The following is a 14,977-nucleotide window of genomic DNA, read 5'->3' on the forward strand; positions in this document are numbered from 1 at the left end:
CCGGCGCGCGGGATCAGAAGCGCGCCTCGCGGAGGGTTTCGACGCACGTATTCGAGCCCGCACGACACGAGAGAGGGGGCAGAGAGGAGCGGTGGCGGGAAACGTGCGGAGGGTGGCGGGTGGGAGGCTCGTCGATGTCGGAGGGCCCTGCGAGGATCGAAGGATGGCACAAGCCGCATCCGGCGATCCCGGGATCCGCACCACCACCGACGCACCGAAGAAGCAGGGCGCACTCGTGCTCGTCGCCGCCCTGGTGACCGTGGTGCTGTGGGCGTCCGCGTTCATCGGCATCCGCGGCGCCGGGCCGCACTTCGATCCGGGCGCGATGGCGCTGCTGCGGATGGCGGTCGGCACGGCCGTGCTCACGATCATCGCGGTGCGGCACGGCATCCGCATGCCCGAACGCCGCCACTGGCTGCTGATCGCGGTGTGGGGCATCGGCTGGTTCTGCGTCTACAACCTGGCGCTCAACAGTGCGGAGCTGACGCTCGACGCGGGCACGGCCGCGATGGTGGTGAACCTCGCGCCGCTCATGGTCGTCGTCTTCAGCGGACTGTTCCTCCGCGAGGGCTTCCCGAAGCCGCTCGTGATCGGCGCGCCCATCGCGTTCCTCGGCGTGGTGCTGATCGGCATGAACTCGTCCACGAGCGCCGGGCCCGACATCACGGGCCTGCTCCTCGCCCTCCTCGCTGCGGTCATGTACGCCGGATGCACGCTCGTGCAGAAGCGGCTGCTCACCTCGGGCGTCGATCCGACCACCCTGACCTGGCTCGGGGCAGGCGTCGGCACCATCGCGCTGCTCCCGTGGGTGGGGAACCTCATCGGCTCGCTCCAGACGGCTCCGCTCGATGCGACGCTGTGGGTCGTCTACCTCGGCGTCTTCCCCACGGCGATCGCGTTCACGACCTGGGCCTACGTGCTCCAGCGCAGCACCGCGGGGCAGACCTCGGCCACCACCTACGTCGTCCCGGCGATTGCGATCCTGATGTCGTGGGCGATCCTCGGCGAGGTGCCGACGCCGCTGATGTTCCTCGGCGGTGCGCTGTGCCTGCTCGGCGTGCTCATCACGCGCCTGCGGTGGCGACGACGCGCCTGACTCTCGCGAAAACTTCGCAGAACAGCAGGAACGTCGCAGAAGATCCCGGAAAGCCTGCGAAGTTCGTGCCGTTCTGCGACATTCGCGCTCCCTGACCGGCGAAGGCCTGCCGCTACAGTTGCCGACGGAGGCGAAATGACGACCTGGTGGCCCTTTCTGCGCATCGCCGCGGCCCTTCTCGGCGCGGCGGCGCTCATCCGCCAACTCGCGCAGTCCATCGGCAACGCCCAGGCGGCGACGACCGAGTGGGGCAGCCACCTCCCCACGGTGATCACGAACTTCTTCAGCTACTTCACCGTGCTGTCGAACATCGGCGCCGTGGTCACCTTCACGATCGGTGCGGTGTGGATGCTGCGCACGCGCGGTCGCACCGACCTCGAACCGCGCTGGCTGGCCACGCTGTTCGCCTGCGTCAGCACGTACATGATCGTCACGGGCATCGTCTACAACCTGCTGCTCCGCAACATCCCGCTCGACGGAGTGTCCGAGGTGTGGACGAACGAGACGCTGCACGTGATCATCCCGTTGGCGATGCTGCTCGATGTGCTGTTCGCGCCGAGGCGGCGGGCGCTGCCCTGGTCGGCGGTCGCGGTCGCCGCGGTCTTCCCGATCGTCTGGGCCGTCTACACGCTGACCCGCGCGAACTTCATCACCGCACCTCTCAGCGGGACTCCGTACTGGTACCCGTATCCGTTCCTGAATCCGCACACGGTGCCCGGCGGCTACCTGGGCGTCGCGGCCTACATCGTCGGCATAGCGATCGCGATCATCGGCGTCGCCGCGCTCGTGGTGTGGATCGGCCGCCGCCGCGCCACCCCTCGCCCTTCTTAACGCCCGCCCCGAGCACCGAGCCACCCCTTTTCCCCCGACCCACCCCCCCTGCGCACGCGCGCAAAGGGGTGGGTCGGACAGGAGGGGGTGGCTCGGCACCCGCCGGAAGCAGCTCAGACCGTCGCGAGCTCGTCGTCGTGCGGGAGGGCGGAGGTGATGCCCGTGGAGTCCGGGTCCACCTCGAGGTAGCGCTCGAGCGAGTCGTCGAGCTCCTCGAGCCACGGAGTGTGGTGCACGACCGCGATGGTCCCGGTCATGACCGACTCGTAGATACGGTCGCGGTAGCCCATGATGTCGTCCTTCTTGTCGCGCTTCCACGCGAGGAAGATCTCGACGACCCGGTCGATGTCGAACTCGGGGTAGTCGGTGAGCTGCAGCAGGTCGCGGATGTAGTCGGCCTGGAAGCGGATCTCCGCCGCGGCGGAGTCGATCCGCTCGAAGCGCGCACGCCATTCGGCGATGGATGCCGCGCGCTCCTGCTCCTCCGGCAGCGTCAGGCGGCCGAGGATGAGGTCGCGCACGTACCAGGCCTGCGCGTCGAACATGTTGAAGGTGAACCACTGGTCCTGCGCGCCGAGGTAGGTCAGGCGAGGGTTCCCCTGCCACACCACGCCCCGGTACAGCCCGTCGGGGTAGACGTTGTTCGGCGACGACAGCGCGAGGTCGTCGGGCAGGAACGGGTACTTGTGCAGGTAGCCGGTGCAGAGGATGACCGCATCCACATGCTTCGACGTGCCGTCGGCGAAGAACGCAGTGCTGCCCTCGAACCGCTCCAGCACCGGTCGCTCCTCGATGCCCTCGGGCCAGTCGTATCCCATCGGCGCCGACCGGAAGCTCGCGGTCACCGACCGGGCGCCCATCTTGAAGGCCTGGCTGCCGATGTCCTCCGCGGAGTAGCTCGCACCTACCACGAGCACGTCCTTGTCTTCGAACGCCTCGGCGCCGCGGAAGTCGTGGGCATGGCTGATGTAGCCGGGGAACGTCTCGATTCCGGTGAAGTCGGGCACGTTCGGGAAGGAGAAGTGGCCACTGGCGATGATGACCCGGTCGAACTCCTCCGTGGTCGACTGGCCCGTAGGCAGGTCTTCGCTGGTGAGGGTGAAGACCTGGCGGTCCTCGTCGAACTCGATCCAGCGCACCACCGTCTGGAAGCGGATCAGCTTGCGGACATCGGTCTTCTCCAGGCGTCCCGCGATGTAGTCCCACAGCACCGGTCGCGGCGGGTAGGAGGAGATGGGGCGGCCGAAGTGCTCGTCGAAGCTGTAGTCGGCGAACTCCAGGGCCTCCTTCGGGCCGTTCGACCAGAGGTTGCGGTACATGCTGGAGTGCACCGGTTCACCGAACTCATCGAGCCCGGTGCGCCAGGTGAAGTTCCACTGTCCGCCCCAGTCGGCCTGCTTCTCGAAGCAGACCAGGTCGGGGATCTCCGCCCCCGCGCGGGCTGCGGATTCGAAGGCCCGCAGCTGTGCCATGCCCGAGGGGCCGGCGCCGATGATTGCTACTCGTTCTCTACCAGTCACGTATTCGTCCTCATACTCTTCAGTCATGTATCGGGCGCAGCCGCATCCGAGCGAGGAACAGTTCTGTCCCGGCGGGAGCGGAATTGCTCGACCTGCCCGGAACGCGGCTGCTCTTCGACGTTAGCAGGGGCGGGCGATGCCCCTGAATCTCGCAGAACGACGCGAACTTCGCAGACCCTGTCCGCATGTCCTGCGAAGTTCTCGCTGCTCTGCGAAGTTCCGACGCCAGGCCGGATCAGGGGCGACACGGGCCGATGCGATTACGCTGGTCGGCGGGGATGACCGCTTCCCCGAACGAGGGAGCCCAGAGATGACCGAGTCCTCCACGCCCGACCTGCGGACGACTTCCGCACCCCCGCCGCCCCCGGCCCCGGCGAGCGCCGCGCAGGCCCCTGCCCCGGCTCCGACCCCGGCTCCGGCGAGCGCCGCGCCGACTGCGGCCGAGATGGCACGGGCGAGCGAGGTGCTGCGGATCATCTCCGCCTCGTACTCGGCGAAGATGGTCGGTCAGGAGCGGTTGCGCACGAGCCTGCTCGTGTCGCTCATCGCGGGCGGCCACATCCTGCTGGAGAGCGTGCCGGGTCTCGCCAAGACCACCGCGGCCAGCACACTCGCCGACACGGTGAAGGCGCAGTTCAAGCGCATCCAGTGCACCCCCGACCTGCTGCCGAGCGACATCACCGGCAACCAGATCTACGACGCCGCGACGGGATCGTTCCGCACGGTGCTGGGTCCGGTGCACGCGAACTTCGTGCTGCTCGACGAGATCAACCGCTCCAGCGCGAAGACGCAGAGCGCGATGCTCGAGGCGATGCAGGAGCACCAGACCACGATCGGTGGCGAGATCCACGCCCTGCCGAAGCCGTTCCTGGTGATCGCGACACAGAACCCGATCGAACAGGAGGGCACGTACGAGCTGCCCGAGGCGCAGATGGACCGCTTCCTGCTCAAGGAGATCGTGGAGTACCCGAGCCCCGCGGAGGAGCTCGAGATCCTGAGCCGGATCGACTCGGGCGTGCTCGACCCCGACCGGCACGTCACGAGCGCGGTCACCCTGGATGACGTGCACCTGCTGCAGGATGTCGCGAGCCGCATCTACGTCGACCCGGCGATCCGCAACTACATCGTGTCGATCGCCTACGTCACCCGGAACCCCGCGCCGTACATCGGCGAGGAGCGTGCGCGCTTCATCAAGTACGGTGCGAGTCCGCGTGCGAGCATCGCGTTCCTGCAGGCGTCTCGGGCACTGGCGCTGCTGAAGGGGCGCGGTCACGTGCTGCCGGAGGACATCCGCGAGTTGCGGCACCTCGTGCTCCGGCACCGCGTGCTGCTGACGTTCGAGGCGGATGCCGAAGGTGTGCGCAGCGAGGAGATCATCGATCAGATCTTCGCGTCGGTCCCCACCCCCTGACCCGCGCCCGGAACCCATGGCCAGCCTGATCACGCAGGTGAAGAGCAAGCTCTTCATCCACTCGACGCGCAAGTCGCTGCACGCGCTCGACGGCGCCTACGCGTCGCTGCTGCATGGGCGGAGCCTCGACTTCGAAGACCTGCGCAAGTACGAGTACGGCGATCAGGTGCGCGACATCGACTGGCGGGCGACGGCGCGGCTGGGCACGCCGCTGGTGAAGCGCTCGCGGGCGACGCGCATGCACACCGTGCTGTTCGTGGTCGACACGGGTCGTTCGATGTCGGCCCTCGCCGCCGATGAGCGGTCGAAGAAGGAACTGGCGATCCTCGCGACCGGCGTGCTGGGCGTGCTGACCCTGCGCCACGGCGACGACTTCACCACGGTCTACGGCGATGCCGCGAAGGTGCGGCGGCTCGCGCCCGGACGCAGCGAGGGGGCTCTCGAGCATGCCCTCCGCACCATCGACCGAGCCATCGACGACAGCGACGCTCCCAGCGACCGCGACGCCCTGCTGTCGTTCGTGACCCGGACGATCTCGCGCCGCATGATCGTGGTCGTGATCACCGACGAGGCGCCCGTCACAAGTGAGACCGAGCGGGTGCTGCGGCGTCTGCGCGTGCAGCACGACGTGCTGTGGCTCACCCTGCGCGATGCCGAGCCGGTGCTCGACCACTCCACCCGGCGCACCCGCAGCGATGTGGACAGCCGGTGGCAGGTGCCGGACTTCGTGCAGGGCGACCGGGGCATCGTGCAGGAGCTGACCGCGCAGACCGAGGCGGATGCCGCACACCTCGCCGAGCTGCTGGCCCGCATGGAGATCAGTCACTCCACGCTGGACGGGCAGGACGACGCCGTCGCGCAGCTGTTGCAGCTGCTGAATCGGAGGTCGAATGCCCGGCTCTGACGAGCTCTACCCTCCGGCGCAGTACGGCTGGGGTTGGATGCTGCTCGCGATCGGCATCCTGGCCCTGCTGGTGCTGGGCGCCTGGCTGTTGATCGTGCTCACGCGTCCGCGTCGCACGCTGTCCGTGACCGATCAGCCCGCCGGGTACCCGCCGCTGGTCATCGACGTGCTGTCGCAGCTGCGCACCGAGTACCTGGGTCGCATCCAGCAGATCGAGACCGACTACCGCGAGCGCCGGCTTCCCCCGCGGCAGGCGAACCTGGAGCTGAGCCGGGTCGTGCGCCGATTCGTGAACGAGTACAGCGGCCTGGAGGCCCCGGTGCTCACGCTCGACGATCTCGTGGCGCGCGGCGTGCATCCCGCGCTCATCGATGCGCTCGGCCGGCACTACTACCCGAGCATCTTCCGGCAGGGTCCGCCGGTCGATCCCATCGCGGGTGCCGAGGCCGCGCGGACGGTGGTGCGCGCGTGGCACTAGCGAACGTGTGGATGCTGATCGCCGCGGTCGTCGTGGTGCTGGTCGCGCTCGCGATCGGCCTCATCGTCGGGCTGCGCAGGAGCGGGCGAGCGCGCGCGGGTGACACGGCTCGCATCGCCCGGGCCGAGCGGCTGCGGGCTCTGCCGACGTTCCGCCGGGCGCTGGCGCGTCGGGCGCTCGCGCTGTCCGGCATCCTCGCCCTCGGTGTCGTGGCGACGGTGGTCGCGGGTGTCGTAGCCGCGCGGCCGATGTCGGCGCAGACCGTGCAGCCGGTGAACACGAGTCGCGACATCATGCTGTGCCTCGATGTGTCGGGGTCGATGAGCGAGGTCGACGTCGAGGTGCTGACCGTGTTCGACGAGCTGCTGGACGGCTTCAAGGGTGAGCGCATCGGGTTGACGATCTTCAACAGCTCCCCCGTGCAGATCTTCCCGCTGACCGACGACTACGACTTCATCCGCGAGCACCTGTCGAGCATGATGAAGAGCTTCGACTACGGCGACAAGATCCCCGAGCACTGGGTGGGCACGCTCAACGGTGATGGCGCCTCGCTGATCGGCGACGGGCTGGCGGCGTGCGCGATGGGCTTCGACCACCCGGACGACGAGCGGTCGCGGTCGATCATCTTCGCGACCGACAACGAGGTCAACGGCGCGTCGATCGTGACGCTCGAAGAGGCGGCGGCGTATGCCGCGTCGAAGGACGTGCGGGTGTTCGCGCTGAACCCGGTGCAGGGCAAGAACGCGTCGGTGAGCGCCGAGCTGTCCGCGGCGGCCGAGGCCACGGGCGGCGCGGCCTACGGTCTGCGCGACACGACGACCGTGTCGGACATCGTCACCGAGGTGCAGAAGCAGGAGGCGACCGCGCTGCGCGGTGAGGCGCAGGTGGTGTGGACGGATACCCCGAATCTGTGGATCGTGCTGCTCGCGGTGTGCCTGCTGGGGTTCGTCGTGGTGGTCTGGAGGGTGCGACTGTGATCTTCCAGCCCGTCCTCAACCCGGTGCTGATCGCGCTCCTGTGCGTGCCGGTCGCGGCTCTCGCCATCTGGGTCCTGGTGCGACCGCCGCAGTCGACCGCGGGGCCGATCACCGATCCGCGGGCGCGTATCGGGCATCGCACGCTGTGGGCGATGCGACTGGTGCTCGTGCTCGCATGCGCCATGCTGCTGCTGCGGCCGGGCATCCCCGGTGGTGCCACGCAGACGCTCGCGACCGACACCGATGTGGTGCTCGTCGTCGACACGACGGCCAGCATCGTGGCGGAGGACTGGGGCGACGGCGAGCCGCGTCTCGACGGCATCCGCGACGATGTGCGGGCGCTCGTGGAGGAGTATCCGGGTGCGCGGTTCGCGCTGATCACCTCGGATGCGGCGGCGCAGCTGCGGGTGCCACTGACCACCGACACCACCGCGTTGATGGGGTCGCTCGAGGTGCTGCGGCCCGAGGTGACGAGCCAGTCGCGCGGGAGCTCGATCGGCATCGCGGCGCCGCTGCTGTCGGAGACGCTCGCATCGGCCGCGGAGGCTTCGCCCGATCGTTCGCGGATGGTGTTCTACTTCGGCGACGGCGAACAGACGGTCGACACCGAGCCGGAGTCGTTCGACGGCAGCGCCAAGTACACCGACGCGGGCGGGGTGTTCGGGTACGGCACGGCTGAGGGCGGACCGATGCGCATCACCACCGGCGACGTCTCCGACACGGGCGGCTCGGCGTACATCCAGTACCAGGGCGCGGATGCGCTGTCGGTGATCGACGAGACGAACCTCGAGACCATCGCCGATCAGCTGGGCGTCGACTATCAGCACCGCACCGCGGATGCCGCGCCCACGCTGCCGAAGGCACCGACCACCACGACCGACTACGCGGAGTCGGGCGAGGTCGGCAACGTCGTCGAGCTGTACTGGATCGCCGCGATCGTGATCGTCGCCCTCCTCGGCGTCGAGCTCACCCGCGCGACCATGCTCATCGCGCGTCTGCGCGGGTTGCGTGCGCCGCGACCTGGACGCTGAGGATCACGCGACACACAGGGGAGTTCCGAGCGTTCTAATCTCGCGACCAGTCGTTCAGGAAGCGTGCCTGTTCACGCGCGGTTGTTCGCAGCGTTGCCGTCCCCGGGACTCGATGACGACTTCCATCCGCGAGGTCAACCAACAACTCGCCGGGCTGCAGGATGCCACCCGCCACCGGCCACCCCACCACGGAGAAGAATCCGCTGTACGGCTCTGCGGACCATCGTTCCACGTCCTCCTTCGCGATGGTCTGGACCCCGAACCACGATGTGAAGGTGACATCGTGGTCACGAATCGCCGCGCCGACGCGCCAGATACGGATCCATGCCCAGAAGTAGCACCCGAGGAGAGGAGCGGACACTCCGATCAGCAGCCACGATGCGTCCCCGGCTTCCTGAACGCCCACGACCAACAACGCCGTTGCGAAGCCGCCACCGATCACGGTAGATGCCGAGAGCATCAGGATCCGCCCGCCGAGACCCGATGGAAAGGTACGCGGTATCGGAGTGTTGCTACGCACAGGGGATCTCCTACGCAAGGCCGACACCGAAGAGAATGATGACAATCGAAGCGCCATAGGTGAGCGCGAACTCGATGATCACTCTGCGGCGCTCCAGTGACAGATTACGCGGACGCCTCTCGGTGGTCACTGCCGGAGCTGACGAATGCGGAGGGCTCGTCTCAATGCTGTCTTCTGTCAGCTTGCTCGCTCTTCCCACGCGGACCCGGTTGTAGATCAAGCGACCCGCAGCGACCGAAGCCACGGTGACACCGAACCCGATGAACGCCGTGCCGGGTCCGCGCCAACCATCAGCGGGAAAGCAGGTATCCACCCAGTTGACGAGCCAGTCTCCGCTGACGAACAGTATTCCGACCCCGGCAAGACCGGTCGCCCAGAGGGGCGTAGCGTTCGCGAGGCCTCGACGAAACCCGGGATCGTTGCGATAGACAGCCCTCATCAACTGCACCAGCCAAGAGCTGAGCACGATCGCAGAGATCGCGAACCCGAAGGCCATCAGATAGGAGAACCCCGCAGGGAAACAGCTCGAATCCATCGCTCTTCCCCTTTCGCGCCGCTCCCGCCGCTGACACGGGAACCAAACCCGCCTACATTCCAAATCGCGATGCGTCGCTATCCAAACGTTGCAATGTTCGACCCATCCTTCCCACTCTGTGTGAGATCTTGCTCATATCGACCAACTTAGCGTAATACACCCCTCGCGCGTACCTCTCCGCTCGAGCTCCAAAAAGGCCGGTAGCGAAAAACACGAAGATGTTCCAGTCATACCAGCCCAAAGATGCGCCATAGCTGGATCTCTGCCACCACGCATGGACAAAAAGCCATCCAAGAAAAGCGGCAGGTATTAATAGCCACAAATATAGTCCCCTGAATGCCAAGAAACAAAAAAAGACAAGAGAATCACAAACTGCAATCATGGAATGCTCCAGATAAATCCCCACAGATTAGGTGAAAACTTCGGCAGAAGTTCACCTCCAACCGAAGGTAGCCAATCCCTCCAAGTCGTCCGACGCTCTCGCATCCGACGATTACCCACGGGCACTCCCGGGCTGGACTATTGCCCGGTGGTTCTCTTGCCGGCCATTCGCCGCGCCTTTAGCGCTCGCAAACCACCGCCAAGGCCGCTAAGGAATAGGGCAAGCCCAAGTCCGAGCGCAACGACGACCTCAACCGGTTGATCACCCCTCTTGAGAGATGGCGCGCCGTCGCGAACGTCTAGCCAGATCCCGAGGACAAGCAACGCCCCCCCAAGAACGATTGCGACCGCATACAGCCAATCGAAGCGACGACGCTGCGTACGATGCACCTGCATCTACGCAGTCTAGGAGACAGGTGTGCATCTACGTTCCAACCAGACCAATGAGCATCGGGGGGTGGGGGAGTCGCGAGTCAGAGCGAAGCGGCGAAGACGGCTCGAACAGTTCCGATCAGGAGCAACTTCCACGAATCGTAGATTGTCGGACATCGCGACGAAGCTCGCCAAATTCGGACCACGCTCACCCAGCGAACCGAACCCATACGACAATTCATGCCCCGGAATCACCACTGACACCAACCGCCCCCGACGTGTTTGTCGCGAGATCACACCCGAAGGCGGCACGGACACGTCACATTCCGTAGCCGCTCTTCAGCATGATGAACGGAAGTATATCCGCCGCAATCTTGCGGCATGAGCGCAATCCGGGATCCGCCACGATGCGGTCTTCGGCCCGCCGGAAGTCAATACCATCCGTAACTTCATCAATTTTCCGCAGAAGGCCGTCGACCTCATCCCCGGAGAACTGCATATCGCCCAGACGGATCGTGTTGCCGCGCACGTCGTAGACGATGTCCGACGCCGCCAGCCCATCGGCGACGGTCGTCGCACCCGGAATCGCACCGGTCACGGTGGACGACAGCAACCGGTCGGCCCAGTCGTAGCAGTACGACGTCGATGTCGTCACCGGAGCCTCGCCCGGCGCCGTCCACACGTCGGCCGAACCCGTCCGGTTGCCCGACATGCCCGCAGCCGTGTTCGGACCACACCCGCCCGACGACGCGAACTCATACGTCAACTCATGACCAGGAATCACCGCCGAGACCAGACGACCCGCCGTGTCATACCCGTACGTCGAGTACGTCGTCGATCCCATCCCGGTGTGCTGTTTCACCACACGCCCCGACTGCGACCGCACGACATTGTCCGACACGACCTGGCCCGCAACCAGCCACTATCGGGCACTTCAAGCCACGTCCGCTTCTCCGAGGATCGGCGACGCCGCGCGAGGCTGGCGTTTCGCACCTAACTATCCGAGCGGCAATTCTAGGGTTCGCGCCATGCGGCGGAGCGCAGCTTCTGTTTCATCGTCAGTTGGCCCTCTCCAGCCTGATCGGCTTTCAGGAATGAGGATGAACGACAGCTCTTCCCCCGTCGTCAGCTCAAGAACCAGCGCACAGTACGACCAACTGGTTGTCTCGCTCCGCGTCACCCTCACAACCTCACTGGAAGAGAACTCACGCGCAGAGCGCGACTCACGAACCCTTCGACCCTCCCAGGGGTGAAAGATCTCAATCTTGCCGCACCGAATAGTCAGCCATCCAGCCCCGCCAGGATGGCTGAAAACATCCCCCGCAGTGGACGTCGCCTGCATGAAGACGTATGTGTCAGACGCTCCAGTAGCACTGGCAGAGCGTGACGCGCGCCGCGAAATGATGTGCCATCGAAGAAGGTGAAGAAGAAAGATACCGAGCGACAGCACCCCGAACGCGCCGAAGTAGATCATTGTCGATAGCGGGACCTTTTGGAAAGGCGGAAAGACGGTGCAGAAGAGACCCAAGATGAGCGAACTCACGCTAACAATATTGAGGCCAAGGGTCGTTGACGGTCCGTAGGATGCACGGCCTAGATTTCTCATGCTTCGCCCTCGTTCACCAATCGATCTCTGGCCTTTTCGCAGCTCCTGGCAACCCCGTCAAGAGCAAGGATCCACTCGTGATCGTGCCGAATATACCACCAGCAAGGGTGCCCGCGATCGGTCCTCCACCGATGGATCCCAGCACCCCTATGAGGTTCGCGGCGGCAGCCCCAGCGATACTGATCTGACAGATCGAATCCAGATTGTGCGCAATACAGTCCGTTATCACGCCAAGAGTCGTAAAGAAGGTCGACGCATATCCGGCCAGCCCTGACAACCCTTCAAGCGCAGCGACCGCATAGGGGTGCTTTGCCTGAATTGCTCCGATCGCTAGGCCTACACTTGCGAGGCCCGAAAGAAGGCCCGCCGCGTTCATCCCGGTGCTGAATCCAGTCAGGATCGTGTACCCCCACCGCACGGGCTGGCCGTTGCGCTCGATGGCTCTGATGGACTTCGCTACGACGGGGGTGCTGGTCTTGCTGAACGCTCCCCGCACCACCTTCTTGCTTGCCTTCTCACCGCTGAGGTCGTGCGCATTGATGGGGTCGGGGGGCCAGACGTAGTCGTTGTCGACTCCACCTTCGATCGGGTCGACCTGCAGGAAGCGTCCGAGGGCGGGGACATACAACCGTGCGCCCATCTCGACCACCAACGCCGAGCCGGCGGATTCCGCGAGCTTCAGCGCCCCTTGATGCCACAGCGTGTTCCCCGCGACCTGCCCGGAGTCATCGGATGCGACCGTACCGATCGCAAAGGTCACCGGCAGGCCGACGCTCCGGGCCAGGTCAGCGCCAGTCTTCTAACCCCACGCCGCATCACCACCCGCCGCGTACAGATAGTTCATCGACACCGCCGGATCTGCACCCGCCGGATCCATCGACCGCGATACGATCCGCCCCGACACATCCCGCACGATCCGCACCACCGCGCCATCGTCATGCGTCGTCCCGACATGCCGGTTCGCGGCTCCTAGGAGAACTGCATGTCGCCCCGGCGAACCGTGTTCCCCCGCACGTCATACACGAACTCCGACGCCGCCAAACCATCCGTCTACAAGTGTGGCGGGATACCTGTATCGGCTAGATCCCAAGGGTTGTCAAGATCGAACCTCGTCATTTGCTCCGCCTCGGCCCCGAACAGAACCAGGTCCAACTGACTACGAAGGGGACCAGGGCTCCACTCGAATTCAAGACTTTCCACAAAGTCACCGAGCCACGCCGAAACCCGGACGACGTCACCCCAATAGACGACGATGTCTGTTGGGTCCGGCCCCCCAAGGTCGACGAACTCGGGATTGAACGTGATCTCTACGAGAGCTCCATCGTCACCCGGAATGGTCTCGAACCTCGCATAGAACGAGTTGGAGTTGTCCCGTCGGACAAAGCCGATCGCACCTTCTCTCATGATCCGCTGAATCGTTGTTTCGTGACTATCCTCGGCCATTCGCTCACTCCAACCAGACGTGAAAGTTTTGGCGTACGCCGTTCTTCCCAAAGTTTACTTTCGGTCTCCCTGCTTGGGACGCGCCTGGACCTCGCACCCACCTACCAGATGGGCCGGTCCTCATTTGAGTAGCGTGACTCGAAAGCCGCTCCGTCGCTCGACTACCTTGAGACCAGAGCCTGCCAGCCCAAGCAGCGGCCCGAGGAGAAGCGATGATGTCACGGGACGCTCCGGCGATGCTACGCGTGTACTTTGATGCTCGAACGAGAATCTGACCTACCTTCACGACATCCGTAGCCACCCTCGCGACCCGAACTGCAAGCGTCGCTGCTCGCGCAACGAGCATCGCTCCCGCTAGCGGCGCTCCTACGCCCGTCGCCAGCAACGCAACTGATAGCACGGTCAGGCCGATCTCAAGCGTCAACCCCCAATCCCATTCGTTCCCGCTGAGGTCGTGCCCGTTGATGGGATCAGTGGGCCAGGAATAGTCGTTCGCTCCGCCGCCCTGAATCGGGTCGACTTGCAGGAACCTGCCGAGTCCGGGGACATACAACCGTGCCCCCATCTCGACGACCAACGCCGACCCGGCGGACTCCGCCGGCTTCAACGCCCCCTGATGCCACAGCGTGTTGCCCGCGACCTGCCCGGAGTCGTCGGATGCGACCGTACCGATCGCGAAGGTGACCGGATCGACGGGCTGGCCGAACGGATCCCACAGCAGCAACGCACTCGTCGTCGCTCCGGTGCGGGTCACGAGGCCGTGTCCGTTCAGGCTCGGGAACGCCCACGTCACCTCACCCGCCTGGTTCGTCCACGAGACCCCGCCCGGCAGCCCGATGCTCCGCGTCAGATCCGACCCGGACTTCTGACCCCACGCCGCATCACCGCCCGCCGCATACAGGTACTTGGTCGTCACCGCCGGGTCCGCACCCGCCGGGTCCATCGTGCGCGACGCGATCCGACCGGTCGCATCCCGCACGATCACCACGGTCGTGCCGTCGTCATACGTCGTCCCGACATGACGATTCGCCGCGTCATAGGAGAACTGCATATCCCCCAAACGGATCGTGTTGCCGCGCACGTCGTAGACGATGTCCGACGCCGCCAGCCCATCGGCGACGGTCGTCGCACCCGGAATCGCACCCGTCACGGCGGACGACAGCAACCGGTCGGCCCAGTCGTAGCAATACGCCGTCGATGTCGTCACCGGAGCTTCACCCGGCGCCGTCCACACGTCGGCCGAACCCGACCGGTTGCCCGACATGCCCGCAGCCGTGTTCGGACCACACCCGCCCGACGACGCGAACTCATACGTCAACTCATGACCAGGAATCACCGCCGAGACCAGACGACCCGCCGTGTCATACCCGTACGTCGACGAGTACGTCGTCGATCCCATCCCGGTGTGCTGTTTCACCACACGCCCCGACTGCGACCGCGACTCACAGGGACGCTCCTACCCTGGAGCCGTGAACGTGCTCTTCGTCTGCAGCCGCAACCGCCTGCGCAGCCCGACTGCGGAGAACGTCTTCCGCGACTGGCCGGGAGTGAGTGTCGCGTCAGCAGGCCTCAAGCCCGACGCCGAAGAACTCCTCACCGCCGAAGACCTCGAATGGGCGGATCTCGTCCTGGTGATGGAGAAGAGGCACAAGAGCGAGATCAGCAGACGGTTCATGCCGCACCTTCGAGACACCAGGGTCGTCGTCCTCGGCATCCCCGATGACTACGGCTTCATGGATCCGGAACTGGTCGAGATCCTGCAGCGCAAGGTCCCTCCGTACCTCCGAGGTCGATGACATCGTCGGACGCGATGCCCACCCACCCCTCCTGAGCGGGGCCAGAAGGTTCCGCGGCTAGGATGATCAGCGCTTC

General features: G+C 65.5%; 15 protein-coding genes. 8 read left to right on the plus strand and 7 right to left on the minus strand.

All coding sequences use genetic code 11. From position 1 onward, the window contains the following. Nucleotides 1-163: 163 nt before the first annotated feature. Both WFM69_RS00720 and WFM69_RS00725 read left to right on the plus strand, forming a co-directional pair. The gene (locus WFM69_RS00720) at nucleotides 164-1,096 is read left to right on the plus strand and encodes a DMT family transporter (RefSeq protein WP_337000655.1); all 933 of its coding nucleotides are present in this window, start codon (nucleotides 164-166) and stop codon (nucleotides 1,094-1,096) included. 135 nt (nucleotides 1,097-1,231) lie between these two features. After that, entirely contained in the window at nucleotides 1,232-1,927 is a 696-nt protein-coding gene (locus WFM69_RS00725; RefSeq protein ID WP_337000656.1) for a Pr6Pr family membrane protein, read from the plus strand. Between the two features lie 113 nt (nucleotides 1,928-2,040). On the opposite strand, the gene WFM69_RS00730 is transcribed toward WFM69_RS00725, so the two are convergent. Next, entirely contained in the window at nucleotides 2,041-3,447 is a 1,407-nt protein-coding gene (locus WFM69_RS00730; RefSeq protein ID WP_337000657.1) for an NAD(P)/FAD-dependent oxidoreductase, read from the minus strand. Nucleotides 3,448-3,892: 445 nt separating this feature from the next. Here WFM69_RS00730 and WFM69_RS00735 point away from each other — a divergent pair, with 445 nt between their 5' ends. Genes WFM69_RS00735 through WFM69_RS00755 form a run of 5 tightly spaced genes read left to right on the plus strand, consistent with a single transcriptional unit; the run spans nucleotide 3,893 to nucleotide 8,248 of the window. Continuing rightward, nucleotides 3,893-4,858, plus strand: a complete 966-nt coding sequence (locus WFM69_RS00735; RefSeq protein WP_337002069.1) for an AAA family ATPase — start codon at nucleotides 3,893-3,895, stop codon at nucleotides 4,856-4,858. A 16-nt stretch (nucleotides 4,859-4,874) separates the two neighbouring features. Next, nucleotides 4,875-5,762: a DUF58 domain-containing protein gene (locus WFM69_RS00740; protein WP_337000658.1), complete on the plus strand. Its 888-nt coding sequence runs from the start codon at nucleotides 4,875-4,877 to the stop codon at nucleotides 5,760-5,762. Further along, complete coding sequence (locus tag WFM69_RS00745; protein WP_337000659.1) at nucleotides 5,749-6,240, plus strand: hypothetical protein; 492 nt, start codon at nucleotides 5,749-5,751, stop codon at nucleotides 6,238-6,240. The genes WFM69_RS00740 and WFM69_RS00745 overlap by 14 nt, the downstream gene beginning before the upstream one ends. Beyond that, entirely contained in the window at nucleotides 6,231-7,217 is a 987-nt protein-coding gene (locus WFM69_RS00750; RefSeq protein ID WP_337000660.1) for a VWA domain-containing protein, read from the plus strand. The genes WFM69_RS00745 and WFM69_RS00750 overlap by 10 nt, the downstream gene beginning before the upstream one ends. Next, nucleotides 7,214-8,248 (plus strand): VWA domain-containing protein, encoded by a 1,035-nt coding sequence (locus WFM69_RS00755; RefSeq protein WP_337000661.1) that lies wholly within the window; start codon nucleotides 7,214-7,216, stop codon nucleotides 8,246-8,248. The genes WFM69_RS00750 and WFM69_RS00755 overlap by 4 nt, the downstream gene beginning before the upstream one ends. Nucleotides 8,249-8,282: 34 nt before the next feature. On the opposite strand, the gene WFM69_RS00760 is transcribed toward WFM69_RS00755, so the two are convergent. The 6 genes from WFM69_RS00760 to WFM69_RS00785 all read right to left on the minus strand — a co-directional run bounded on the left by WFM69_RS00760 (nucleotide 8,283) and on the right by WFM69_RS00785 (nucleotide 14,522). Next, nucleotides 8,283-8,768, minus strand: a complete 486-nt coding sequence (locus tag WFM69_RS00760) for a hypothetical protein (protein ID WP_337000663.1) — start codon at nucleotides 8,766-8,768, stop codon at nucleotides 8,283-8,285. Nucleotides 8,769-8,778: 10 nt separating this feature from the next. Beyond that, nucleotides 8,779-9,264: a hypothetical protein gene (locus tag WFM69_RS00765; RefSeq protein WP_337000665.1), complete on the minus strand. Its 486-nt coding sequence runs from the start codon at nucleotides 9,262-9,264 to the stop codon at nucleotides 8,779-8,781. Nucleotides 9,265-10,375: 1,111 nt separating this feature from the next. After that, nucleotides 10,376-10,918: a hypothetical protein gene (locus WFM69_RS00770; protein ID WP_337000666.1), complete on the minus strand. Its 543-nt coding sequence runs from the start codon at nucleotides 10,916-10,918 to the stop codon at nucleotides 10,376-10,378. 757 nt (nucleotides 10,919-11,675) lie between these two features. Further along, a complete protein-coding gene (locus tag WFM69_RS00775; protein ID WP_337000668.1) occupies nucleotides 11,676-12,422 on the minus strand; it encodes an RHS repeat-associated core domain-containing protein in 747 nt (248 codons plus the stop codon). Between the two features lie 290 nt (nucleotides 12,423-12,712). Next, the gene (locus WFM69_RS00780) at nucleotides 12,713-13,105 is read right to left on the minus strand and encodes a hypothetical protein (protein ID WP_337000670.1); all 393 of its coding nucleotides are present in this window, start codon (nucleotides 13,103-13,105) and stop codon (nucleotides 12,713-12,715) included. A gap of 4 nt (nucleotides 13,106-13,109) precedes the next feature. After that, nucleotides 13,110-14,522, minus strand: coding sequence for an RHS repeat-associated core domain-containing protein (locus WFM69_RS00785; protein ID WP_337000672.1), 1,413 nt, complete (start codon nucleotides 14,520-14,522; stop codon nucleotides 13,110-13,112). Nucleotides 14,523-14,574: 52 nt separating this feature from the next. On the opposite strand from WFM69_RS00785, the gene WFM69_RS00790 reads away from it, so the two are divergent. Next, on the plus strand, nucleotides 14,575-14,901 hold the full coding sequence (locus WFM69_RS00790; protein WP_337000674.1) for a low molecular weight protein tyrosine phosphatase family protein: 327 nt from the start codon (nucleotides 14,575-14,577) through the stop codon (nucleotides 14,899-14,901). Nucleotides 14,902-14,977 lie beyond the last annotated feature (76 nt).

The organism is Microbacterium sp. LB12, assembly GCF_037150835.1.
Lineage (GTDB): Bacteria > Actinomycetota > Actinomycetes > Actinomycetales > Microbacteriaceae > Microbacterium.

Bases quoted from the DNA above. Each gene is read 5' to 3' on its own strand.
- WFM69_RS00720 (WP_337000655.1), top strand. From the start codon at position 164: ATGGCACAAGCCGCATCCGGCGATCCCGGGATCCGCACCACCACCGAC.
- WFM69_RS00725 (WP_337000656.1), top strand. From the start codon at position 1,232: ATGACGACCTGGTGGCCCTTTCTGCGCATCGCCGCGGCCCTTCTCGGC.
- WFM69_RS00735 (WP_337002069.1), top strand. From the start codon at position 3,893: ATGGCACGGGCGAGCGAGGTGCTGCGGATCATCTCCGCCTCGTACTCG.
- WFM69_RS00740 (WP_337000658.1), top strand. From the start codon at position 4,875: ATGGCCAGCCTGATCACGCAGGTGAAGAGCAAGCTCTTCATCCACTCG.
- WFM69_RS00745 (WP_337000659.1), top strand. From the start codon at position 5,749: ATGCCCGGCTCTGACGAGCTCTACCCTCCGGCGCAGTACGGCTGGGGT.
- WFM69_RS00765 (WP_337000665.1), bottom strand. From the start codon at position 9,264: ATGGCCTTCGGGTTCGCGATCTCTGCGATCGTGCTCAGCTCTTGGCTG.
- WFM69_RS00780 (WP_337000670.1), bottom strand. From the start codon at position 13,105: ATGGCCGAGGATAGTCACGAAACAACGATTCAGCGGATCATGAGAGAA.